General features: G+C 67.7%; 20 protein-coding genes. 8 read left to right on the top strand and 12 right to left on the bottom strand.

The genetic code is table 11. From position 1 onward, the window contains the following. Window positions 1–33 precede the first annotated feature (33 nt). Window positions 34–372, top strand: coding sequence for a DsrE family protein (locus P0D77_RS06795; RefSeq protein ID WP_277555524.1), 339 nt, complete (start codon window positions 34–36; stop codon window positions 370–372). A 105-nt stretch (window positions 373–477) separates the two neighbouring features. Here P0D77_RS06795 and lrpA1 read toward each other — a convergent pair whose 3' ends face one another. From lrpA1 to P0D77_RS06780, 3 genes are all read right to left on the bottom strand, one after another. Beyond that, complete coding sequence (lrpA1, locus tag P0D77_RS06790) at window positions 478–906, bottom strand: HTH-type transcriptional regulator LrpA1 (RefSeq protein ID WP_277555523.1); 429 nt, start codon at window positions 904–906, stop codon at window positions 478–480. 135 nt (window positions 907–1,041) lie between these two features. Next, window positions 1,042–1,980, bottom strand: coding sequence for a thiamine pyrophosphate-dependent enzyme (locus tag P0D77_RS06785; protein ID WP_277555522.1), 939 nt, complete (start codon window positions 1,978–1,980; stop codon window positions 1,042–1,044). Between the two features lie 2 nt (window positions 1,981–1,982). Beyond that, window positions 1,983–3,875 carry a 2-oxoacid:acceptor oxidoreductase subunit alpha gene (locus P0D77_RS06780; RefSeq protein WP_277555521.1) on the bottom strand — a complete coding sequence of 631 codons (1,893 nt, stop codon included), beginning with the start codon at window positions 3,873–3,875 and terminating at the stop codon, window positions 1,983–1,985. Window positions 3,876–4,405: 530 nt separating this feature from the next. Between P0D77_RS06780 and P0D77_RS06775 the strand changes: the two genes are divergently transcribed. From P0D77_RS06775 to P0D77_RS06765, 3 genes are all read left to right on the top strand, one after another. Then, window positions 4,406–6,577, top strand: coding sequence for a PKD domain-containing protein (locus tag P0D77_RS06775; protein WP_277555520.1), 2,172 nt, complete (start codon window positions 4,406–4,408; stop codon window positions 6,575–6,577). A 54-nt stretch (window positions 6,578–6,631) separates the two neighbouring features. Beyond that, window positions 6,632–7,291, top strand: a complete 660-nt coding sequence (locus tag P0D77_RS06770) for a DsbA family protein (RefSeq protein WP_277555519.1) — start codon at window positions 6,632–6,634, stop codon at window positions 7,289–7,291. A gap of 106 nt (window positions 7,292–7,397) precedes the next feature. After that, complete coding sequence (locus P0D77_RS06765) at window positions 7,398–8,591, top strand: sensor histidine kinase (protein ID WP_277555518.1); 1,194 nt, start codon at window positions 7,398–7,400, stop codon at window positions 8,589–8,591. Between the two features lie 33 nt (window positions 8,592–8,624). Here the strand turns inward: P0D77_RS06765 and aroC are convergent, their stop codons facing one another. From aroC to P0D77_RS06735, 6 genes are all read right to left on the bottom strand, one after another. Beyond that, on the bottom strand, window positions 8,625–9,812 hold the full coding sequence (gene aroC, locus P0D77_RS06760; RefSeq protein ID WP_277555516.1) for a chorismate synthase: 1,188 nt from the start codon (window positions 9,810–9,812) through the stop codon (window positions 8,625–8,627). 78 nt (window positions 9,813–9,890) lie between these two features. Then, complete coding sequence (locus P0D77_RS06755; protein WP_277555515.1) at window positions 9,891–11,267, bottom strand: cytochrome P450; 1,377 nt, start codon at window positions 11,265–11,267, stop codon at window positions 9,891–9,893. A gap of 161 nt (window positions 11,268–11,428) precedes the next feature. Next, window positions 11,429–12,622: an iron-containing alcohol dehydrogenase family protein gene (locus P0D77_RS06750; RefSeq protein ID WP_277555514.1), complete on the bottom strand. Its 1,194-nt coding sequence runs from the start codon at window positions 12,620–12,622 to the stop codon at window positions 11,429–11,431. Between the two features lie 104 nt (window positions 12,623–12,726). Beyond that, window positions 12,727–14,019, bottom strand: a complete 1,293-nt coding sequence (aroA, locus tag P0D77_RS06745; RefSeq protein WP_277555512.1) for a 3-phosphoshikimate 1-carboxyvinyltransferase — start codon at window positions 14,017–14,019, stop codon at window positions 12,727–12,729. A 98-nt stretch (window positions 14,020–14,117) separates the two neighbouring features. Then, window positions 14,118–14,444: a HalOD1 output domain-containing protein gene (locus P0D77_RS06740; RefSeq protein WP_277555510.1), complete on the bottom strand. Its 327-nt coding sequence runs from the start codon at window positions 14,442–14,444 to the stop codon at window positions 14,118–14,120. 61 nt (window positions 14,445–14,505) lie between these two features. Further along, window positions 14,506–15,162 carry a helix-turn-helix domain-containing protein gene (locus P0D77_RS06735; RefSeq protein ID WP_277555509.1) on the bottom strand — a complete coding sequence of 219 codons (657 nt, stop codon included), beginning with the start codon at window positions 15,160–15,162 and terminating at the stop codon, window positions 14,506–14,508. Between the two features lie 95 nt (window positions 15,163–15,257). Here P0D77_RS06735 and P0D77_RS06730 point away from each other — a divergent pair, with 95 nt between their 5' ends. From P0D77_RS06730 to P0D77_RS06715, 4 genes are all read left to right on the top strand, one after another. Further along, window positions 15,258–16,448 (top strand): M24 family metallopeptidase, encoded by a 1,191-nt coding sequence (locus tag P0D77_RS06730; RefSeq protein ID WP_277555508.1) that lies wholly within the window; start codon window positions 15,258–15,260, stop codon window positions 16,446–16,448. A 60-nt stretch (window positions 16,449–16,508) separates the two neighbouring features. Then, window positions 16,509–17,000 carry a hypothetical protein gene (locus P0D77_RS06725; RefSeq protein ID WP_277555507.1) on the top strand — a complete coding sequence of 164 codons (492 nt, stop codon included), beginning with the start codon at window positions 16,509–16,511 and terminating at the stop codon, window positions 16,998–17,000. Window positions 17,001–17,057: 57 nt separating this feature from the next. Then, the gene (locus tag P0D77_RS06720; RefSeq protein WP_277555506.1) at window positions 17,058–17,855 is read left to right on the top strand and encodes a prephenate dehydrogenase/arogenate dehydrogenase family protein; all 798 of its coding nucleotides are present in this window, start codon (window positions 17,058–17,060) and stop codon (window positions 17,853–17,855) included. A gap of 75 nt (window positions 17,856–17,930) precedes the next feature. Then, the gene (locus P0D77_RS06715) at window positions 17,931–19,358 is read left to right on the top strand and encodes a small ribosomal subunit Rsm22 family protein (RefSeq protein ID WP_277555505.1); all 1,428 of its coding nucleotides are present in this window, start codon (window positions 17,931–17,933) and stop codon (window positions 19,356–19,358) included. Window positions 19,359–19,384: 26 nt separating this feature from the next. Here the strand turns inward: P0D77_RS06715 and P0D77_RS06710 are convergent, their stop codons facing one another. The 3 genes from P0D77_RS06710 to P0D77_RS06700 all read right to left on the bottom strand — a co-directional run bounded on the left by P0D77_RS06710 (window position 19,385) and on the right by P0D77_RS06700 (window position 23,353). Further along, window positions 19,385–20,440 carry an ABC transporter permease gene (locus tag P0D77_RS06710; RefSeq protein ID WP_277555750.1) on the bottom strand — a complete coding sequence of 352 codons (1,056 nt, stop codon included), beginning with the start codon at window positions 20,438–20,440 and terminating at the stop codon, window positions 19,385–19,387. Window positions 20,441–20,582: 142 nt separating this feature from the next. Further along, window positions 20,583–22,388: a PrsW family glutamic-type intramembrane protease gene (locus P0D77_RS06705; protein WP_277555504.1), complete on the bottom strand. Its 1,806-nt coding sequence runs from the start codon at window positions 22,386–22,388 to the stop codon at window positions 20,583–20,585. Then, window positions 22,385–23,353 (bottom strand): ABC transporter ATP-binding protein, encoded by a 969-nt coding sequence (locus P0D77_RS06700; protein ID WP_277555502.1) that lies wholly within the window; start codon window positions 23,351–23,353, stop codon window positions 22,385–22,387. The genes P0D77_RS06705 and P0D77_RS06700 overlap by 4 nt, the downstream gene beginning before the upstream one ends. Between the last annotated feature and the right edge of the window lie 32 nt (window positions 23,354–23,385).

Genomic DNA, 23,385 nt, shown 5'->3' with positions numbered 1-23,385 from the left:
AACGTATTCGGTCACGGACGGCGTACTCGTGGGATGAACACCGTCATCCACCTGACGACCGCGGAGGAAGCCGACTGCAGCCACGCGGTCAGGTCTGCTCGACTCCTCGCTGGCCACGAGTGGCTCGACCACGACGCGGTGACGCTGTTGCTCCACCGAACTGGGGCCCGACTCGCTGGCCCCGACTCCCCGTTCGCGGACGACGTGGCCGACCTCCTGACGCGAGGCGTGTCGGTGACGGTCGGGGAGTCGTGTCTCCGACGACTCGGCCTCACTGGGGAGACGCTGGCCGGTGTTGACACGGTGTCGAGTGGCGTCGCGGAGCTAGTCCGTCTCCAATCTGAGGGGTTCAACTACGTGAAAATTCCGTGAGCAGGCAACTTCCCTGATGGCTCCGTTCGGGCCACTACGGTCGGTCGGTCGATAGTCGACTACCGAGACGATAGCGAGACGCGACGAGCCGCGAGCGGACAGCCGTTACTTCAGTCGCTCCTGGAGGACGGACGGGTGGGCGGCGGTAACGCCGTCGACGCCGCCGATCTCGTCGGAGATGACCTCGCCGAGTTCGTCGCCGTCGCTCGCACGCACCTCGGCCATAAACATATGGTCACCGGAGGAACTGTACAGCGACTCCACCGAGTCGAGTTCCTTCAGCGCGCGCGTCGCCGCCACGTAGCGTTCGCTGTCGACGTCGATGCCGACGAGGGCGATGGTCTTGCCCGAGAGCTTCTTCGGGTCGACCTCCGCAGAGTAGCCGACGATGACGCCCTCGTCTTCGAGTTGGTTGATGTACTTTCGAACGGTCGGCTTGGAGACGCCGGCCCGTTCGGCGATGTCCGCGTAGGAGGCCTGCGCATCCTGCTCTAACACTTCGAGGATGCGGTCGGCCGTCGAGGAGGTACTCATTACCGGTTGGTTTCGCCGCACGGAAAAAATACCTTCCGAAGAAGAAAACAGGATTCGTGGTCACGTGACCCTCGGGTCGAGGGCGACGGATCGGGCTGAAAACGGGAGTTTCGGCGACGAACGCCGCCGATCAGTTCACTTGTGCTTGTCGATGAACCGATCGTACGAGCGCTCCCACTCGTAGTCGTCGTCGAAGTAGCGCTCGGCGAGCGGTTCGTCAGGCATCTCGCCGACGGTCTGCTTCTCCTGCTGGTAGGAGGGGCGCTCCTCGTCGCGGTAGTAGACGCCGGTGAGCACCTCGCCCTCGTACAGTTTGTCCTCCGTCTCGCGCATCAGTTTCTGCGCGTCGGCCCGGTTCGTCGGGTCGAAGTCGTAGTCGTCGGAGTCGTTGATGTCCGTGTACGGGACGTACTGCTTGGCGTCCTTGTTCCACGTCGGGCACTGCGTCAGGAAGTCGACGTGCGCGAACCCGTCGTGGGCCATCGCCTCCGCGAGGATGCGCTGGGCCTGGTTCGGGTTCACCGCGGCGGTGCGGGCGACGAACGACGCGCCCGAGGTCAGCGCCAGCGACAGCGGCCGGATCGGCGACTTTGCCGAGCCGTGGGGCTGGGTCTTCGACTTGTGCCCCTTCGGACTGGTCGGGGAGGTCTGCCCCTTCGTCAGCCCGAAGATCTCGTTGTTGAACACGATATACGTCATATCGTGGTTCTCCCGGGCGGTGTGCATGAAGTGGTTCCCGCCGATACCGTAGCCGTCACCGTCACCGCCAGCGGCGATGACTTCGACGTCCGGGTTGGCGAGTTTCGCCGCGCGGGCGACCGGCAGCGAGCGGCCGTGGATGGTGTGGAACCCGTAGCTGTCGAGGTAGCTGTTCAGCTTCCCCGAACAGCCGATCCCGGTCACCAGCAGCGTCTCCTCGGGCGAGCGGCCGACGTCGGGCAGCGCGCCCTTCAGCGCCTTCAGGACGCCGAAGTCACCACAGCCCGGACACCACGTCGGCTGCGGTTCGATCTCGGGAGTGTACTCGTTACGGTCGATCTCGCGTTCCTCACCGATAGCACTGAATGCGCTCATTGTTAGTCACCTGCCGCGGGTACGAACTTGGTCTCGTTGCCGGGGAGGTCCCCGTCGTCGACGACCTTCGTCGTGAACCCCTCCACGATCTCGCGCGGCTCGAAGGGGTTGCCGTTGTACTTCAGCAGCGAGGAGAGTTTCTCCCCGTGCGTGCCGAGTTCCTTCTGCGTCAGCCCACGGAACTGCGCCGACGCGTTCATCTCGACGACCAGCGCCTCGTCGACGGAGTCGAGGAACGCGCGGACCGTGTCGGTCGGGTACGGCGCGAGTTCGCCGACGGTCAGCACCTTCACGGAGTGACCATCGTCGTTGAGGCGGCCGACCGCCTCCTCAACGGTTCCCTGCTGGGAGCCGAACGTGAGGATGCCGTAGTCGGCGTCCTCGGGGCCGTGTTCGACGAGCAAGCCGTCGTCGTCTAGGTCCGCGCGGATCGCGTCGAGTTTGCGCTCGCGGCGGTCCATCTGTGCGACGCGGTTGTCGGGGTCCTCGCTGATGTGACCGGCGGGGTTGTGCTCGTTGCCGGTCGCGAGGTAGCGCCCACCCTTCTGACCGGGGACCGAGCGCGGCGAGACGCCGTTCTCGCCCTCGTGCTGGAAGCGGTGGAACTTGCCGTCCTCCGTGTGGGGCTGTTCGGCCAGTTCCTCCTCGGTCAGCGTCATCCCGATGTCCGCGTTCGCCTCGCGGTCGAAGTGCGACGCCGGGACGTTCGTCAACTCACCCGAGAGCTTCTGGTCGTAGATGAGCATCGTCGGGATCTGATACTCGTACGCCAACTGGAACGCGCGGCGAGAGGCGTCGTACGCCTCCGCGACGGTGCCAGGCGCGAGGACGACCCGCTGGGAGTCACCCTGCGAGGTGTACAGGACGTGTTCGAGGTCGGCCTGTTCGGGCTTGGTCGGCATCCCCGTCGAGGGACCCGCACGCATCGCCTCGATGAGCACCAGCGGCGTCTCGGTCATCTCCGCGAGACCGAGCGGTTCGCCCATCAGGGCGAACCCGCCACCGGAGGACCCGGACATCGACTTCACGCCCATGTGGGACGCACCGATGGCGAGCGCGGCGGCCGCGATCTCGTCTTCGACCTGTTCGGAGATCCCGCCCAGTTCGGGCAGGTTCTGGCACATGATGGTGAACACTTCCGTCCACGGCGTCATCGGGTAGCCAGCGATGAACCGGCAGCCCTCGTCGATGGCACCGTAGGCGATGGCGTCCGACCCCGACATGAGCACCTGCTCTTCGTCGTGTTCGCCCGTCGGCACGGAGACGTCGGGCGCGTCGACGTCGTACTCCTCGGAGACGATGTCGTACGCCTCCTGCATAATCTCGAGGTTCGGCTCGAGGATCTTGTCGGGCATCGCGTCGCGCATCAACTCCTCGATGGCGGCGAGCGGAATGCCAGTGATGGCGCAGGTGACGCCGACGCCAGCGGTGTTGCGCATGACCTCGCGACCGTGCTCGCGTGCCAGCGAGCGCAGGTCGAGGTCGTACACGTGCCAGTCGTTCTCTTCGACCCGCTGCTCGAAGTCCGGAATCTCGGAGGTGTCGAGCAGGCCGGAGTCGTAGACGATGACTCCACCCTCGCGGAGTTCGTCGAGGTTCTCCGACAGCGGCTTGACCTCCTCGTTGCCGTAGTAGGCGTTCTCCTGCGGGTTGCGGGCGAACGAGTCACCCAGCGCCAGCAGGAAGTTGTAGCCGTCGCCCCGCGACTTGACGGGGTCGGCGGAGGCACGGACCTCGACGTACGTGTGGCCGCCGCGGATCCGAGATGGGTAGTGACGATGCGTGAAGACGTGGAGCCCTGCTCGCATGAGGGCCTTGGCGAAGTTCTGACTGGTCGAGGCGATACCGTCCCCGGACCCGCCAGCGATCCGCCAGATGAGTTCGTCGGCTGACATAGGTACTGATCAGCCCACCGATGGGCAGTATTGATTGGTTTAGTTCCCCGGGTCAAATGCCTTGCTATGGGTTCGCAAAGGGACGATCGTGAGGGTTTCGCAGTCTAGCGGTTCGGACCACGATCGATCACGCCGTTCTGATAACGTGTCTTTTGGTAGCAATTTTCATAACAGTGGGAGCGGACGACCCCGATATGTCACGCGAGTATTCTTCGGCGGTCGCGGCGTTCGCGTCACGACTTCGCCGGCGTGTGCACACCGAACCGGGCGGTCCACGACTCCCGAACAGGCGACCGGTCGAAGCGAGCGAGTGCGGCCCGGAGACGACACCCAACGTTCGGGCGGCGGCGGCCGCGTACGACCGGATGAACCGCGGTAGTGACGGGGACGACGACGTCAATAGACGTGGAGACTGTGACCGACGGAGCGATCACGATTCAGAAACCCGCTGACTTCGGTGCATTCTGTCGGTACATCTGTCGGTACACCCGTATGTTTATCACGCATACCGAGACAGAGCGTTCAGAGCAATGCACCGCGTCTCGTTCGTCGTCGCGTTCTTCCTCGTGGTGGCGGCCGTCACCGTGCCCGCCGGTGGCTTCGTCGCCGAGAACGCGCCGCCGTTGGCCGACGCCGGTCTCGACCAACGGGTCGAACGAGGGGCGGTCGTCTGGCTGGACGGCGGCGGGTCGCTCGACCTCGACGGCGACGTGGTCGGGTACGAGTGGACCGTCACCGCGCCGAACGGAACCGTCGTTTCCTCCGCCTCGCCGACGGCGGCGACGACCTCCTTCGTCGCTGCCGCGGTCGGCCGCTACCTCGTCACGCTGACTGTCACGGACGACGACGGTGCTACCCGGAGCGACACGCTGTACGTCGACGTCGGAACGGACCCGCCGAGCGACGACCCGGCGTCGAATCGAACGATCGGATCGAACACGTCCGGCGACAGCACCGACGGTCCCACGAACGCGCCGCCGACCGGTCGAATCACGGGTCCCGACGCGGTCGTTCGCGGTGAGCGAGCGACGTTCACCGCGTCGGCTTCCGATCCTGACGGGAGCGTCACGTCGTTCGCGTGGTCGAACGGCGAGACTGGCCGAAGTCTGACGCGACAGTTCGACGTGCCTGCGGGGGAGACGTTCACCTTCAGCGTCCGCGTCACCGACGACGACGGGGCGACGCGGACGCTCACGAAGTCCGTGCTGGTGCGTGCGGCCGACGCGACGAGCGACCCGGGCGACGAGGGGAACGTCGCGCCGTCGGTCCGACTCGAGGGTCCCGACCGCGTCGCCGTCGGCGAGGAGGCGGTGTTTGTCCTCCGAGCGACCGACCCGGACGGCGTCATCGTCCAGACGAGATGGGACGGACCGGGGAACGCCTCCGGCGTCGTTTTGCGCCGGACGTTCGAGACGCCCGGAACGGTGACTGTCAGCGGAACCGTCGTCGACGACAGCAACGCGAGCACGTCGGCCGAGCGAACCATCGAGGTGTACGACTCAGGGTCGCCGGTCGTACACCTGTCCGGCCCCTCAGTCGTCGAGAACGGGTCCGCCGGGACGTTCACGCTGGACGCACACGACCCCGACGGCGGCCAGTTGACCATCACCTGGGGTCCGACGCAGTCACAACTGGAGCGGTCGGCCTCACGCTTCGTCAACACCGTCCCGGTGGAGGGGGCAGTCGGCGATACGGTACGCGTCACCGTGACGGTCACCGACGACGAGGGGGAGACGGTGACGGTCGTGAAGCGTGTCGACGTTTCGGCGACTAGTGAGCAGTCACAGCAGCTGTACGCACCGTTCGTGTCGGGCATCTTCTCGGAGCACGACCCCGACCGACCGTCCGAGACCTCGGACAGAGACATCGTCTCGTTCGGGCGCTACGGGTTCACCGCGCCGGTGTCGTATCTCGGCGAGGAGTTAGTCCGCGTCACGTGGACGTTCAACGACACACCGAGAACCATCATGACCGACACGCTCGGCCGGTTCACCGGCACGCGGTCCAGTTCGGTGAATCACACCTTCACCTCGACCAGCGGCGGTCCCGTCTCGCGAGCGGTCGTCGTCGAGGCGGTCGACGCCGACGGCGACACGTCCAGGAAGCGATGGGTGAACCGCGTGCAGTCGATTGCAACGCACGACGACGTCGTCTTCTACGCAGTCGAGCCCGGAGACGACGCCCCGACGGATTCGATCACTGTCCCGCCCGGAACCGCCGTCGAGTTCGCGGTCGGGTCGTACGCGAACTACCGAATCGAACTGGGCGATGGCTCGACGCTGAAGGGATCCGGAAGCCCGCAGACGGTCGGCTTCCAGCACACCTACGGCCACCCCGGAACCTACTCGGTCACGCTCGTCTCGACGCAGGGTCCGAAAGGCGAGGCGGTCAAGCGCGTCGTCGTCGAGGTGAAGCCACAGACGTACGTGCAGTACCGCTACGAAGTCGAACGCGAGAGCCACCAGCGCGTCGTCGCAGCGACGCGCCCGGACGGTGTCGGCTGGGACAGACATACGGTCCACGACTCAGGGACGGTGTACACCGGTCGCACAGTCGACGTTCGGGCAGACAACGGGCGTCCGGCGATGCTCAGCCACTTCGAAACTCGTGTTATGCACGCTTACCTACGTTCCGTCCCTCGATTTCGACGGTCTTTGGCCGCCTTTACAGCCGCCACGACGACCCCACCGAGGAACGAGTAGTGTCGAGCGACCAGCGACCCACGTTTGATCGCCGTCGGTTCCTCGCAGCGGCCAGTGCGTCGACGCTCACCGCGACGGCGGGGTGTCTCGGACTGTTCGTGTGGGGAGTCGGCCGACGAACCCGCGCCTGGGTGGCACACCGAATCGTTCACGACGGCTGAGCCAACCGAACCGTTCAGCCGACAGACTGTCGAGCGGACGCCGTACTCGGGCGTCGGGCAGATATACGACGGCGGTGGCACGCTCGTCCTCGTCTACTTCGATTACGCACACCGGGAGTCGATTCGCTGGTGGCGCGAGGAGTTCCCGAAATTCTCGGATCTGCTCGCGGACGGCGCGTTCCGCCCGACGCTGACGATGTTCCCCGTTCCCGTCAACGAGTGGTCGATGCTGCTTCCGTGTGCGCTGCTCGAAGTTCGCGTCCGGACGACGCGCGCCGACGCGTGGGCGTTCCACGAGGGGCTGGTCGCGGCCGTCCCGGACTACTCGTTCGACCTGCTTCGCGACCTCGCGTCGACGGTCGGCGTCGACGGCGACGAGGTGGTGACGGACGCGCGCGAGCGACGGCGACGCAATCAGGCGCTCGGTGACCGAGCGCTCGGCCGCGACACAGACGTTACCGACGACGACCTCCCGGCGTTCCGCTGGGGACTCGATCCCATCGACGCCGACTCGACGGCGGAGTTGCGGGCGTTCCTCGAAGACCGGGCGTAGCCGACTCACTCGACGGTTCGACCAACCACACCGAATAATCGCCGGACAACTGTGCGATGGATTACTAATTAGTATTAAATAACGACAATGGAGATACCAGACGAAGATGTTCGAACGGGAGATGCTTACGTCAGGCAGGCGGCTTCCGACGGCGCTCGTCGCGGCGGGCGTCTGCTTCCTCGCGTTCACCGCCGTCGAACTGTACGTCTGGGGAGTCGTGTTCTCGTACGTCGACATCTCGTTGATCGCGGGGTTGGTTTTCAGTATCCCCGCGAACGCCCTCCTAATCGGCGTCGGGTGGTATCTTCCCCGAGTTGGAATCTCCGACGACCGCTACCACGGTATCGCCGCGTGGACGCTCGGCGGGACCGTCTTCTTGGGGTTGTTCTCCGTCATAACCGGCGTGACCTTCTTTCCGGAGCTCCTCTGGGCACAGCTTTCGTCGGTCCGCTGGGGCGTCTCGGTCGGCGCGGGCGCTGGCCTCCTCGTGGGCGTGTTGAACGCACGGGGCATCGAGCGCGCAGTCACGGCCGAACGGGCGGATGTTCGGGCGGCAGAAGCGAAACGAAACCAAGAGTTTCTCGAGTACATGAACGCGCTCTTGCGCCACGAGGTGTTGAACACGGCGAACGTGATCGAGGGATACGCCGAACTTCTCGCGACCGACGCCGACCGCGATTCGGACCCCGACGTCGAGCAGTTTGTCGAGGTCATCCGGCGACAGACGGACGAACTCACAACGGTGATCGAAGACGCGAGACTACTCACGCAGATCGACACCGAACAGGAGACGTTCGAGTCCGTCGACCTCAACGCGGTGCTGGAGGAGGAACTGCGAAACACCCACGATCGACACGGGTCGACCGACTCGACGCTCGAAACCACCCTCGACTCCACGGAAGACGTGTGCGTCCGAGGCGACTACTTGCTTCGGCGAGTGTTCTCCAATATCCTGATGAACGCCGTCGAACACAACGACAGCGACCGCAAGCGGGTCGACGTGCGTATCACAACCGAGTCGGACCGGGTGACGGCCTCGATCCGAGACAACGGACCGGGAATCCCGACCGAGGACCGCGCTGGGATATTCGACACGGCGGTCACGAAGGGCGTCAGCCACGGACTCGGCCTCACGATCGTCGCTCGTCTGGTCGACCGCTACGGCGGCGACGTCGAGGTGGCGGAGACGGGGCCGGAGGGAACGACAGTCACCGTGACGCTACCGCGGTCGACGGCGCCCGCGACGGTCGACCTGTCGTCGTCTGCGCAGACACCAGACCGCTCCGTCGCCGGCAGGTAGCCACGCGCCTCGTCCCGCGGCGACAGCCGTCGGTCACTCCTCGTTCTCGGGACTGCTCGGGTGGTAATCGGTGTCGTACTGGCCGACCTGCCCGTCGAGTCGGTCGGGATTGATCCGACCACCGAGCAGCATAAAGTCGAGCACCGTGCAGTACAGCATCGCCTCGACCACCGGAACCGCTCGCGGTGGGAGGACGGGGTCGTGTCGGCCGACGACCTGCACCTGCTTCTCCTCGCCCGTCTCCCAGTCGACCGTCGTCTGCTCTTTCGGGATGGAGGTGGGCGCGTGCCACGTCACCTCGCCGTAAATAGGTTCGCCGGTCGTGATGCCGCCCTGGAGGCCGCCGTGGTCGTTGCCGACGGGGACGGGGTCACCCTCCTCGCTGACCGTCTCGGGGTGGTCGCCGTCGTCGAACTCCCAGTCCTCGTTGCGGTCGATTCCTGCGACCTCGCGGGCGTCGCGACCGAGGCCGAACTCGAAGCCGGTGGTCGCGGGAATGGCCATCATCGCCTGCCCGAGTCGCGCCGGAACCGAGTCGAAACGCGGCGCACCGAGGCCGCGGGGGACGCCGCGCGCCTCGAACTCGATGGCGCCGCCGATGGAGTCGCCCGCCTGCTGGTACTCGTCGATGCGGTCGCGCATCCGTTCGGCCGTCTCGGGGTGGGCACACCGCACCTCGTTGTCCTCGCTGTGTTCGAGCATCTCCTCGAACGTCACGTCGGGCGCGACGATGTCACCGATCTGGTTGACGTGCGCTTTGATCTGCACGTCGTACTCGCTCTGGTCCAGAATCGCCTTCGCAATCGCGCCACCGGCGACCCAGTTCACCGTCTCCCGGGCAGAGGAGCGCCCCCCGCCGCCCCAGTTGCGCGTGCCGAACTTCGCGGAGTAGGTGTAGTCGCCGTGACTCGGGCGCGGCGCGGTGACGAACGGTTCGTACTTGCCCGAGCGGGCGTCTTTGTTCTGGATGACCATCCCGACGGGCGTGCCCGTGGTGTAGCCGTCCTGCACTCCAGAGTTGATGGTGACTTCGTCCGGTTCCCCACGGCTGGTCGTGATCATCGATTGCCCCGGTTTGCGCCGGTCGAGTTCGCGCTGGATGCGCTCTTCGTCCAGTTCGACGCCCGCAGGAACTCCGGAGACCGTACAGCCCATCGCGGGGCCGTGGCTCTCGCCGTAGGTCGTCAGCCGGAACAGCCGGCCGAACTCGTTGCCATTCATAGACGCACTCGGTGGTTCGGCGGTATAAAATGCGGCGAAGGTGGCGAGTGTGCTCGTACGATCCGGACGCGACGACGCCTAGCGCTCGTGCAGTCGCATCTGCACCGGAACCGTCGGCCGGGTGGTGATACTCGCCTCCAGATGTGACTCCAAGTCGACCGGGTCGACCGCCTCGAACGAGTAACGCCGCAACAGCGTCGCGAGGACGAGTTTCGCCTCCAGCAGCGCGAAGCGGTCGCCGACGCACCGCCGCGGCCCCGACGAGAACGGGAAGTACGCCAGCGGGTGGAGGTCGGCCTCGAACTCGTCGGTCCACCGCTCGGGGCGGAACGTCAGCGGGTCGTCGTAGTGAGCAGGGTCGCGGTGGACGGTCCACTGACTGATCGACAGCGGCGTCCCCTCGGGCACGCGGTAGCCGCCGATGGTCACGTCCTCGGTCGGTTCTCGGAGGATGCCGTGGACCGGTGGGAGCAGGCGCATCGACTCGGTGACGACCTTGTCGAGGTACTCCAGGTCGCGAACCGTGTCGAAGCCGGCGTCGTCGTCGCCGAGTTCCGCCTCCAGTTCCGCGAGCAGGGTCTCCTCTACCTCGGGGTTGTGCGCGAGGAGGTGGAGTGTGAACGTCAGCGCGAGCGCCGTCGTCTCGTGGCCGGCCAGTAGGAGCGTCTTCACCTCGTCGCGCACCTGTTCGGCCGCCATCCGGTCGCCGTCGTCGTCCTCGGCAGTCAACAGCGCCGACACCACGTCGGCGTCGGGTTCGATGTCGCCCGCCCGGAGCGCCTGCCGCTTCTCGTCGACGAGTTCGTCGACGATGCGGTCCAGCGACGCGATGGCCTCTGACATCCGTTGGCGCGACGGCGTCGGCAGGCGCTGCGGGAGTAAGTCGAGCAGGGTGCCGCCGGCGGACGCCTCCATCACAGTGTCGAGGGCCGCGCCGATGGCGGGCGTGCGGTCACGAATGTCGACGCCCATCAGCGCACGGGCGACGATGTCCAGCGTCAGCCCCATCATATCGCGGTGGACGTCTCGCACCTCGCCGTCGGCCCAGCCGTCGGCCGTCGCCGACGTTCGATCGACCATCATCTCCGCGTAGTCGGCGATGCGCCGGGGTGTGAACACCGGCTGGATGAGGTGCCGCTGGCGTCGCCAGAACTCGCCCTCGCTGTTGAGGAGGCCGTTGCCGAGAATCGGCCGCAGTTGCTGTTGGAACAACTCGCCTTTGACGAACTTCTCGTTCTCCGTGACCAGCACTTGCTGGATTGCGTCGGGGTCGGTCAGCAGGAACACGTCCTGGCCGAGCACGCGATAGCGCGCGACGCCGCCGTGTTCGCGGGCGACGCGGTCGCGGAAGGTGAAGAAGTCGCGCGTACTCTCCAGATACGAGCCGAGGACGGGGAGGCCGTCGGGACCGGGCGCGGCCTCGGGCGGGAGGGCGGTGTCGGCGGTGTCGCTCATACGAACACGCTCGTCGCCCCGAGTCATAGCAGTTGGTGAACGGCGAGTCTGTTGGTCGGGGTTGTCTCGGCGTCGACCACGTCGATGTGCCGGTCACGCCGCCGCGCGTGTGGCGTGCGATCCACGAGGACTGAAACGATGGGCAAGTCAGGGGCGACGGTTCAGAACGCGTCGTCCAACACCGCCCGCGCGTCGGCCTCGGAGAGGTCGTACCCATCGGGACCGTACGCGAGCAGGGAGTCTTCCGCGGTCACGCGGGCGGCCTCGTCGAGTCCCGCCTCGTCGACACCCTCGACCTCCGAGAGCCGAGCGGGCAAGCCGAGTTCGTCGCGCACACGTTCGAGTTCCGTGACGGCGTCTTCGACCGAGTCGACCTCGAACGCACTCGACAGTATCGACAGGTCGACGCCCGCGTCCGCCATCGCCCGGATTGCGTGCGGGGCGACCGTCGCGTGCGCGAGACCCTGTTGGATGCCGAAAGCGTCGCGCAGGCCGTGACCGTAGGCGTGGACGACGTTGATGGTCATCTCGCCGGGTCGAGAGATGCCGTACTGCGCGAGGACGATGCCGGCGACGGCGCGGTCCATCGCCGTCTCGTCGTCGGTCATCGCGGGGAGGCCATCCGCGAGGAGCCGAATCGCCCGCGTCGCCGTCGCGTCGGTGACGGCCGTTCGGTTGCACGAGTACAGCGACTCGATGGCCTTGTCGAAGCCGTTCATCGCCGACCCCGCGAGAACGCCCGCTGGCGTCGTCTCGAACAGCGCCGGATCGTAGAACAGCGCCGTCGGCATCAGCGCCGTACCGCCGACGCCCGAGGAGACGACTTCCGTGCCGCCCTCGCCGTCGTCGATTTCTGCGGAGATGCCGGCGATAACGGACAGGTCCGCGCCCGCGAGCGTCGTCGGCACCGGCACGAGCGGCGTCAGCGACGCGGGGTCGTCGGGCGTCGCGATGCCGCCGGTGTCGCGCACCTCTGCACGGGCGTCCTCGAGCGAGAGCCCCCGAGCGCGGAGGACCGCGGCCACCGTCGCCACGTCGAGACTCGACCCGCCGCCGACGGGGACGAAGGCGTCGACGCCGAGGTCGTCGGCGCGTTCGACCGCGCGGGCGGCCTCGCGCAGTCGCTTCTCGGGCGTCGTCCCCGCGAACACCTCCACGAGACGGTCGCCGAGTCCGGCCTCGACGGCGTCCATCAGGTCGGCGTTGCCACCGACGCTGGAGCCACAGACGATGAGTGCGGTGTCGAGGCCGCGGTCGGCGAGGGCGTCGCCGATGTCGGCGATACAGCCACGACCGTAGTGGATCGCGCCGGGATCGTAGTCGAACGCGAACGGCGGCGTGTCGAGATGGGGCATACGTCGGCCGTCGCTCGCCCCGGTGGTAACGGTAGCGGCGGCGGAACCATCCAGACGCGACCGCGCTACCCGTGAATCACCGCGCGTCCGTCGTATCTTCGCCGCTACTCGACGGCGACGCCCGCGCCCAGTCGCTCCATCGTCTCGAAGAAGTCGGGGAACGACACGTCGACGTGTTCTGCGCCGGTGACGGTCGTCTCGCCGTCGGCGACGAGACCGGCGACGGCCAACGCCATCACCAGTCGGTGGTCGCCGCGACCCTGCACGGTCGCGCCCGAGAGGTCCGAGTCCCCGCCGTGGACGGTCAGCGAGTCCTGTGTCTCCGTCACCGACGCGCCCATCCGCTCCAGCGACTCCGCCATCGCTGCCACGCGGTCCGTCTCCTTGTACCGGACGTGTTCGGCGTTGACGATGCGCGTCTCGCCGTCAGCGACCGCACCCAACACCGCGATGGTCGGCAGCAGGTCCGGTGTGTCGCCCACGTCCACCTCGACGCCCGACAGCGACGACTGGTGGACGGTAATCTCGCCGGCGTCCTCGTCCCACTCGATGTCTGCACCCATCCGGTCGAGAACGTCGACGATGGCGGAGTCGCCCTGTGCGCTCGGGCGTGCGCCCTCGACGACGACTGCCTCGCCGTCTTCGGCGGCGACCGCACCCGCCGCCAGCAGGTACGACATCGACGAAAAGTCGCCCGGAACCGCGTACTCGTCGGCGGCATACGTTTGCCCGCCGGGCACCGCAAACCCCGTCTCCGTTCGCTCGGTGTCGACACCGAAGTCCGCCAGCACTTCGCGCGTAATCTCGACGTACGGCGCGGACTTGAGTTCCGTCTCCAGTTCGACCTCGATGCCCTCGTCGGTCACGGCGCCGGCCATCAGGAGGGCGGTGACGAACTGCGAGGAGACGTCGCCGGGGATGGCGACCGTGCCGCCCGTCATCCCGTCGCCGACGACGAGCGGTGCCTGTCCGTTTCGTCGGGTCGACTCCGCGCGGCCACCGAGCGACGTGACTGCGTCGAGCAACGCCCCCTGTGGGCGCGAGCGAAGCGACTCGTCGCCGGTGAGCACCACAAGGTCGTCAGCGAGGCCGGCCGCGGCGGTGACGAGTCGCATCGTCGTCCCCGAGTTGGCGCAATCGACGACGTTGTCCGGCGTGCCGGGTCGCCCGCCGAATCCAGAGACGTCAACGGCGCTCGCGTCCTCGGCCCACGAGACGTCGCCGCCGAACGCCTCGACCGCACGACCCGTAGCGCGTGGGTCTGCAGAGTCGAGGGGGTCGGTGACGGTCGTTCCTTCGCCGTACCCCGCGGCGAGGATCGCGCGATGTGTGTAACTCTTCGAGGGCGGTGCGCGGGCGCGTCCGGCGACGCGCGACGGCGAGACGTGTGCGTCCATGCTCCGGAGAAACGCGCCACGCATCAAGTGTGTACCGACCGCGACAGCGTTCGCTGGTCGTGCGGTGTCGGACGAATGAGACGGCAGTCGCTCGCTGGTCAGTCGTCGGCGGCGTCGATAGTGAGGACACCGTCGCTACAGACGGTGACGATGTACCCGATGTACTCGAACGAGAGTTCAGTCCACCCTGCGCCCGGCGACCGATTGCCGCCGACGAGGGCGTTGACCGAGTCTGGATCGACGGCGGTCGCAAGTGGCTCGATCTCGGTCGGGTCCTCGCCGACGGAGAGTGCAACCTCCCGGGCGATGTCGACGCAGATGTCAGGCGACGTCGGTTCGAACGTCGTGTAATGCGTCTTGCTATGGTCGGCTACTGCGGTACTCTCGCGAGAGATTGCGCCAGTTGTCGTGTCTCCGGGCCTCATCCCTACACCCCGAAACGAGCAACGGGGGTATGGCTCCACCCCCTGCATATGGAGGCTATTTTTATACTAACCGCGCCGCCTCCGCGCCGAACTCGTCCTCGAGGATGTTTCGTGTCCCTCGGCGGAGGCGTTCGGACGCGGACTGTCTCGTGATGCCGAGGTGGTCGGCAACGTCGTCGAGCGTGGCGGTTCGCGGTGTGTCGTAGTAGCCGGTAGCGAGCGCCGTCGTCAGTGCCTGCCGCTGAGCGTCCGTCAGACCGGCTATCGAGGGGTCGGGCAACACGTCCTCGGTGAGTGATTCGAGACGCAGGTCGACTCCGCGTTCGATGCAGTACCGCTGGAAGGTACCGAGGTTGTCGTGTTCTTCGGTTCGAACGTCGAACGTCCAGACGCCGTTGCGCCCAACGCCCGAGAGAATCGTCAGTCCCGACTTGACGAACCCGCTGACGACACCTTCCTCCAGCAGTTGGTAGTGACAGCGGTACAACAGCGTCTCGTCCAACTCGTCGACGAGTGCCACATCGGAGACGTAGTTCGTGTCGGCGAGGGCGTCCGCGACCGCGTCGGCAGTCGTGTTGCGCACCCAGAAGTACGGCACCGCCTCGTCGGGGGTCGGGATGACTCGCTCCAACTCCACGACCGCATCGTCGACGCCTTGGAGCGCTCGCCCCAGTTCGAAGTCGTCCTCGTCGATGCTAATGCGTGCGAGTACAGTCATTTGTTGATATACGACGGTGCGCAGATTGAATCTGCCGCCGCCCCGAACACGCCGGGACGAAAACGACTATCCCGCGGGTCCACCCACGCGAACACGTGTCACGAAGCCTCTCCGCACTCGATACCCGCCTCGCGTCGGCCGACGCCGACGCCTACTGCCTCCAGGCGGGCAGCACCGACTCGAACCAACTGTACCTCTCGGGGTTCGACGCGCCGGACCCGTTCTTCACTGCCTACACCGGCGACGAACTCGCCGTCCTCGTCTCGGGGTTGGAGTACGGCCGCGCGAAGAAGGAGTCGGACGCCGACACGGTCGCCCGTTTGTCGACGTACGACTACCAACAGCGGGCCGCCGAGGAGGGGCGTGCGAGCGCCCTCACGGGCGTGTACGCCGACTTCCTCGCGGATCTGGGCGTCGAGTCGACGCTCGTCCCCGAGCGATTCCCCGTCGGCGTCGCCGACGGTCTCCGCGACGCCGGCATCGCCGTTGGCGTCGACCACGACGACGTAATCGAGACGGTTCGTGCGACCAAGACCGAGGAAGAACTCGACGCGATTCGCCGAGCGACCGACGCCAACGAGGCGTCGATGGCCGCCGCCGAGGCGCTCATCGAATCGGCCGCCGTCGACGACGACGGCACGCTCACCATCGAGGAGGACGGCGAGACGGTCCCGCTGACGAGCGAGCGTGTAAAAGAGGAGATAGAGGTGACACTGCTGCGCCACGGCTGTGCGCTCGACGAGACCATCGTCGCCTGTGGCGCGGACGCCGCCGACCCCCACGACCGCGGGAGCGGCCCGCTCGAAGCGGGTGAGAGCATCATCATCGACATCTTCCCCCGCGAGAAGTCGAGCAAGTACCACTCGGACATGACGCGCACCTTCTCGAAGGGTGCGCCCAGCGAGACGGTGGCCGAGTGGTTCGACCTCACCCACGAGGCACTCGACGCAGCGCTCGACGCCCTCGAACCCGGCGCGACCGGCGCGGAGGTCCACGCCGCCGTCTGCGACGTGTACGAGGAGGCGGGCCACCCGACGCTTCGCTCGGACCCCGACACGGAGACGGGGTTCATCCACTCGACGGGCCACGGCGTCGGTCTCGACGTCCACGAACAGCCCGGGGTCAACCCCCGCGGGGAGGAACTGAAGCCGGGCCACGTCGTCACCATCGAACCCGGCCTGTACGACCCAGAAGTAGGCGGCGTCCGCATCGAGGACATCGTCGTCGTCACCGAGGACGGCTACGAGAACTTCACCGACTACCCCGTCGAGCTGATCGTGGAGTGAGCGTGCCGGCGCGACGTACCCGGCGACGCGGCTTTGACCGTGGCGACCCACAGACTCCCTGTGAGCCTGTTCGAGCGAATCGCGGCCGCGCTTCGGGAACCCGGCGCGGACGACGGCACGACCGACGGAGCCGACAGGACCAGCGGGTCGGGACACACGGAGGGAGCGACCGTGTCTGACGGCGGCGACGCCCACGACGGCGACGAGGACCTGACGGACGCGGTCGTCGCGGTGTGTCAGCGCGCGCCCGAGGGAATCCGCACCTACACGCTGACCGTGACTGCCGAAGGCGGCGAGATAACCGAGGTCGCGCCCGGCCTCCTCGAAGCCCACTTCGAAGTCGTCGACGGCGGCGAGGGCGACGACCACGTCACCGTCCGCGCCGTCGACTTCCAAGGGGAGGCCCGCCACGTCGAGGCGGAGACGCTCGTCGGCGTCCGCTTCGCCGAGCCGATTCCGCTCGCGGACGTGCGGATGCGCCTGGTCGGCGCAGAGGACCACGCTGGCGAGACACTCTCCTCGAAATCGTTCCGCATCGCCGCGGTGGAGTAGCGGCCGAGCGGACCTCCGACCGATACGCTTTCGGTCGCCACACCGATAGCGGGTGCTATGAAGTTGCTCGTCGTCGGTGCCGGAGAGATGGGCCGGTGGGCCGCCCGCACCCTCCGCCCGGTCGCCGAGCGGGTCGCCCTAACCGACACGAACCCACAGACTGCGATGGACGCCGCTGAGGAGGTGGTCGACGGGTGGGTCGTGCCCCTCGACACCGACGAGTCGTTCGACTGCGTCGTCCTCGCGGTTCCCATCCCGGTCGTCGCCGACGCGGTCGCGGAGTACGCCGCCAACGCCGCCGACGGCGCTCTCGTCGACGTGTCGGGCGTGATGGCCGACCCCCTGGCGGCGATGGCCGACCACGCCGCCGGCGAGTACGCCAGTTTTCACCCCCTGTTCGCGCCGCCGCGCGGGCCAGGCCGCATCGCGTATGTTCCAGGCGAGACCGGCCCAGTCGTCACCAAGGTCCGCGACCGCTTCCGCGAGGTGGGCAACGAGGTGTTCGAGACGACCGCCGCAGAACACGACGACGCGATGGCGTCGGTCCAGACGGGCGCACACACCGCCCTCCTCGCGTACGCGCTGGCCGCCGGCGACGTGGACGAACGGTTCCACACGACCGTCTCGGAGCCGCTTGCAGAGTTGGCGCGGACCGTCACCGAGGGCGAACCGCGCGTGTACGCAGACATCCGCGAGGCGTTCGACGGTGCGGATGCGGTCGCGGAGGCGGCACGGGCGCTGGCGGACGCCGACGCCGACGAGTTCGCGGCGCTGTACGACCGTGCGGGGGAGGCCATCGGAACCGAGTCACGGATCGGTGACGACACCGACGAGGCGACCACGGACGGCGACTGAGCGAGGCCCATCGGAGCGCGGCCGCCTCGGCCGCGAGACAGAACCGTTACCCCACTCGCTGGCGAAGCGACGACGATGAGTGTCGACCGGGAGGCGCTCCGCGACACCGCGAAGTACCTCCGAAACGTCCGTCCGATCGACCCCGACGAGGTGTACGAGTACCTGCCGGGCCAGCCACATCAGGCGGTCGTCCGCACGGCCCTCCGGGAAGAAGCGTACGACCTCGGCCTGTTCGAGACCGACGGGGGGACGTTCGTCCCCGTCGACGACGAGCCCGTCGACCCACCCGGCTGGGGCCCCGAGGCGTTCCCCGACGAGTACGAGGCGACCATCGAGGACCTCCTGTTCGACGCGTACGGCCTCGACTGGCACGAGGGCGACACCGGAGACACCCTCCGGGAAACCGTCGACCGCCTGAAGGAAGACTACTACCGCGGCAACCCCGTCGAGTACGACGCCGACGCCGCCCTCGCGTACGCGCTGTACCACCAGCCCGACTTCTACGCCGCCGTCGGCTACGTCCTCGACCGCCTCGCCGACCGTGGCCTCCTGCCGCGTCGCCTCCGCGTCCTCGACGTGGGCGCGGGCACCGGCGGGCCCGCCCTCGGCCTCCACGACTACCTCCCCGACGACGCCCTCGTCGACTACCACGCGCTGGAACCGAGCGCGAACGCCGACATCCTCGACGACGCCCTCGACGACACCCGACAGAACTTCCGCACGGCCGTCCACCGCGAGAGGGCCGAGGAGTTCGACCCCGAATCGGTCGGCGAGGTGGACCTCCTGCTGTTCGGCAACGTCCTCTCGGAACTCGACGACCCCGAGGCGGTCGTCTCCCGGTATCTCGATGCGCTCGCAGAGGACGGCTCGTGTCTCCTCCTCGCGCCCGCCGACCTCAACACGTCGACGGAACTGCGGCGCGTCGAGCGGGCGCTCACCCCGTCCAACGGCGACGTGAGCGTGTACGCGCCGGATCTTCGCTTGTGGCCCGACGACACGCCCGACGACCGCGGGTGGTCGTTCGAGGAACGCCCGGACCTGGCGACGCCCTCCTTCCAGCGAAAACTCGACGAAGCGGCGACCCGGGCGTACGACGAGGAACCCGGCACGTACGTCAACACGGACGTAAAATTCTCGTGGGTACTCCTCCGGCCGGACGGCGAGCGTCGCCACCCGGTCGTCGCGAACGCGGAGCGTCACGCCCGTCTCGCGGACTCCGAAGAGCACGTCACTGACCGGGTGAACCTCCTCGCGGTGAAACTGTCGGACGACCTCTCGCCGGGCGGCGACGCCAACCCGCTGTACAAGATCGGTGACGGCTCCGAGCAGTTGGAACACTACCTCGTCGTCACCGGCGAGTCCGTGTTGAACCGTGACCTCGCAACGGCCCCGTACGGCTCCATCCTCTCGGTGGAGAACGTCCTCGTCCTCTGGAACGACGACGAGGGCGCGTACAACCTCGTGTGTGGGAAAGAGACGGTCGTGGACGTCGTCGCCGTCTGAGCGGGCCGAAGCGACGAATTCCGATCTTATCCCGGTCCGTATCGCTCGACACCGACCCGCGCGAGTGCGACCGCCGTACCGCCGAGCAGACAGACCACGACCACTGCGAGGTAGGAGGCGGCGTCTGCACTCCCGACAGCGAGTTTCGCCGCGACGTTCGCGGGGTTGACTGGCGACAGCGCCGCGGCCCCGAACAGACCGAGGACGCCCAGCGAGTACACTGTCTGCGCGGCCCGGCGGTCGGGCGCAGTCAGCGCGAGCGCCGCACCAAGCGCCGTCACTAGCGCGGCGAGACCCGTGGTGAGTCCGAGCAATCCGAGCACTCCGACGACGGTCGACAGCGTGTCGGGGCCGGGCGCGATTACGGTCCCGTTCGCCGAGAGCAACGCGAGCCACAGCGCCGCCTGAATCGGCGCGAGGCCGGCGGCCGCGAGCAGTTTCCCCTCGACGATATCGGTCATCGTCACAGGGGCGACGCGGAGAAGTTCCAGCGTCCCACGTTCGAGTTCCTCGGTGAGGGAGTCGACCGTCACCGACCCGGCGATGAACACCGGGAGGAACAGCAGCAGCGGAACGAGCACCGTGTACGTGAAGCCGAAGTACGGCGACGACGACGCCTGTGGCGGCAACTGAAGCGTCTCGGTCGTCAGCGACGCCGACCGTTGGTCGCGTTCGAGGCGCTCGAACGCTCTGAGTGCCTCGCGTGCGCGCACGACGACCAAGGTGGTACCGACGTTCCCGTCAGGGACGAGCACCCGAACTTCGACGGTCCCCCGTTCGGTCGCCGTCGCGAGCATCGCCGCGTCGACGCGGCCCGCACTGAAGGCGTCGACTGCGGCCTGTCTGCTCGGGAACTCGCGTGCGTTCATCCCGTCCGTGCGTTCGATGGCAGTCACGAGGTCGGACGCGTCGTCGCCGGCGACCGCGGTGTCGACCGAGTAGGCGGCGGCCCCGCCGGGGTCGTACAGTGAGACGAGGCCGACAACGAGGAACGACGAGAACGCCGCGACGAACAGTTGGATGAGGAGGGCGAGGACGATGGTCTTCTCCGCCCGCAGCGACGCGAGTTCGCGCTTGGCGATGGTCCAGCGTGGGTCGCGTCCGGTGCGGTCGCTCGCGGCGACCGTCCCCGGAACCGGGTTCGGCGCGTCAGCCGGGACGTTCGCAGGCCCGTCGCCGTCGCTCGCGGGGCCGGCGTCTCCGCCGTCCGTCACGCGGCGGTCGTCACCCAAGGGTGCTCACCACCGTGTAGTCGTAGACGAAGTGAATCGCCATCGCGACCGTCAGCGTCGCCAGCCACGAGCGGAATCCCCGCGTCGCGCCGACCGCGGCGACGGCCGCGGTGACGACGTGCAGCGCCAACGGGAGGGCGAGGAGGATGAGACCGAAGCCTGGCCCAACGCCAGAGGTGGCGAACGCGGCCTCACCCAGCGGAAGCGATCCGAGGCCGACCACCTGCACGATGGCCGTCCCCTTCTCGGCGACGAAGAAGCCCGCGCCGGCGAGCGCCCCGAGTTTCAGCGCCGTCGGCAGGTCACGCTCGAAGCGCGACTCGTGGAAGCCGGCGTAGATGCCGACGCCTTTCGCCACCTCCTCGACGACGGCAACGACGACGAGGAGGCCGACGATGGCCGTCGCCTGCGGGAGCGCGAACAGCAACGCCACCGCGAGCAGTTCCGCGACGAGCACGAACGGGATGGACAGCGCCGCCAGTATCGCCACGTCGCGCGGGCGGTGCAGTCGCACCGCGAGGGCGTCGAGGAACTTCAGCGGCACCGCCCGCTGGGTGAACATGTCCTCCTCGCGGTAGACGCCGATACCCATCGCGAACAGCGTCCCCGCGGTGAGGTAGAACGGCCCCGTCGAGAACAGGTACTCGCCGAGGGCGACCGCCTCGCCCTGCAGGTCGCGGACGACGAGCGTGAGCGGCGAGATGAGCGCCACGGGCGTCACCGTCGCGAAGATGGCCGGGACGAACGCGTAGGTGGTGAGCGTCACCGAGACGGTAACGGTGACGAAGGTGAGTTCCTTGAACGACCGCGCGAACATCGCGCCCACGAACGTCGCCGCGAGGAAGACCAGCGCGATGGGGAACACCGCCGCGACCGAGAGGACACCGCCGCCGACGCCGACGGCGATGAGCGTCGTCGCGGCGAACGCGACGGCGGCGTACGGCAGCGTCTTGCCCGCGACGATGTCCGTCTGCGACAGCGGCGCGACCAGCAGGAGTTCGCCCCGGCGGTTCACGCGTTCGTTGAGGATGGTCGACCCGTACGCCTGGATGACGAAGTTCATCGGGACAAGGAACGCGAACGCGAGCACGAGCGACGAGAACGGGAACGGCGGGGATATCTCGGCGGGCGACCCGGTCGGCTGGCCGCCGAACAGCGGTCCGGCCACGCCGCCGAAGTCGGGGACGCCGAGTGCGCCGCCGTCGCCCGAACCGGCAGCGTCGCCGTCGGAGTCACCGCCTGCCGCGCCGCCGTTACTGGAATCGTCGCCGCCGGCCGATCCGTCGCCCGCTCCGCCGCCGACGCCGATGCTTCCGTCGCTCGCACCGATCTGGTCGACGCCGCGTTCGACGTACGTGAGCGTGACACCGACCGGGAACGCCGCAGACTGGTTCTGTTCGGCGGCGAGTAATCGACCATTGTGACGTTCGACCGCAGACCGGAACGCACCGAGTGCGGCCTGTCCCTTGCGTGAGTTCGCGACGGACACCGTCGCCTCGCGGTCGCTCGTGTCGCGGTCGTCGACGTACACGTCCGCGCCGGGTGCCCCGGCCGGGACGGCCTCGAGCGGCGTCGACGCCGCGACGGGGTCGTAGTACGGACTCTCCTCGTCGACTGCGACCGTGTAGATGTCCTCATCGAGGGCGACACCGCCACCAAGGACACCGCCGGCGGCGACGCCGACGGTGAGCAGCAACGCGACCACACCGAGGACGGCGGTGCGTCGGTCGAGCGTCCCCGCGGTTCGGGACACCTCCCACCGCGCCACCCGGAGGAGTTTCCGGGGAGAGAGCCTCACGGCTCGGCGCCTCCGCCGTCGGCGGTCAGTTCCTCAGGGTCTTCGGCTTCGTCGGTCGCCCGATGTTCTTCCCCCGGCGTCACCCGACGGCTCCCCGGCATCGGCTGGCCGGCCACGTCGAGGAATATCTCTTCGAGCGTGGACTCGCGCGTGCGGATGTCGACCACCTCACCGCCCGCGTTTGCGGCCGCCTCGCGGATAGCCTCCACCTCGTCCATCGAGTCGACAACCGAGCGGTGACGGTCGCCGTCGGGGTCGCTCCCTTCGACGGGGACGGTCGTGAACACCCGGTAGGCGGTCTCGCCGTGTTCGGCCCGGATCTCCTCGACGGTGCCCCGAGCGACGATTTCCCCCTCGTTCATGATGACGACGCGGTCGCACACCGACTCAACGTGGTAGAGGTTGTGCGCGGAGAACAGGACGGTCTTGCCCGCCGCCGCCAACTCGCGTACGTACTCCAACACGTAGTTGGTCGTCAGCGGGTCCAACCCCGACGCGGGTTCGTCGTACACGAGGACGTCGGGGTCGTTGACGAGCGACCGCGCGATGGCGACCTTCCGTTTCATCCCCTTCGACATATCGCCGAGGCGACGGTCACGATGCTCCAGTTCTAGATCGTCGAGCGTCGTCTCGATCCGTTGGTTCGCCGTCTCGCGGGGAACCTCGTACAGGTCGGCGAAAAAGCGGAGGTACCCCCGCGCAGTCATGTCCTCGTACAGCGGCGACTCCTCTGGGAGAAAGCCCAGCGCGGTTCGTGTCTCCGGGTCGCCGGCGGGTGCGCCCGCCACGCGGACGGTCCCCGCCGTCGGGTCGATGAGGCCAGCCACCGTCTTCAGCGTCGTCGTCTTGCCCGCCCCGTTCGGGCCGACGACGCCGAATATCTCCCCCGGGTCCACGTCGAAGGTACTCCCGTGTACGGCGACGAAGTCACCGTACACCTTCCGCAAGCCGTCGACGGTTATCACACGCGCACGTTCGCGGGCGGGAATAAGAGAGC

It is taken from the genome of Halobaculum limi (assembly GCF_029490015.1).
Taxonomy (GTDB): domain Archaea; phylum Halobacteriota; class Halobacteria; order Halobacteriales; family Haloferacaceae; genus Halobaculum; species Halobaculum limi.
This window is presented reverse-complemented; position numbering and strand designations above follow the sequence as displayed.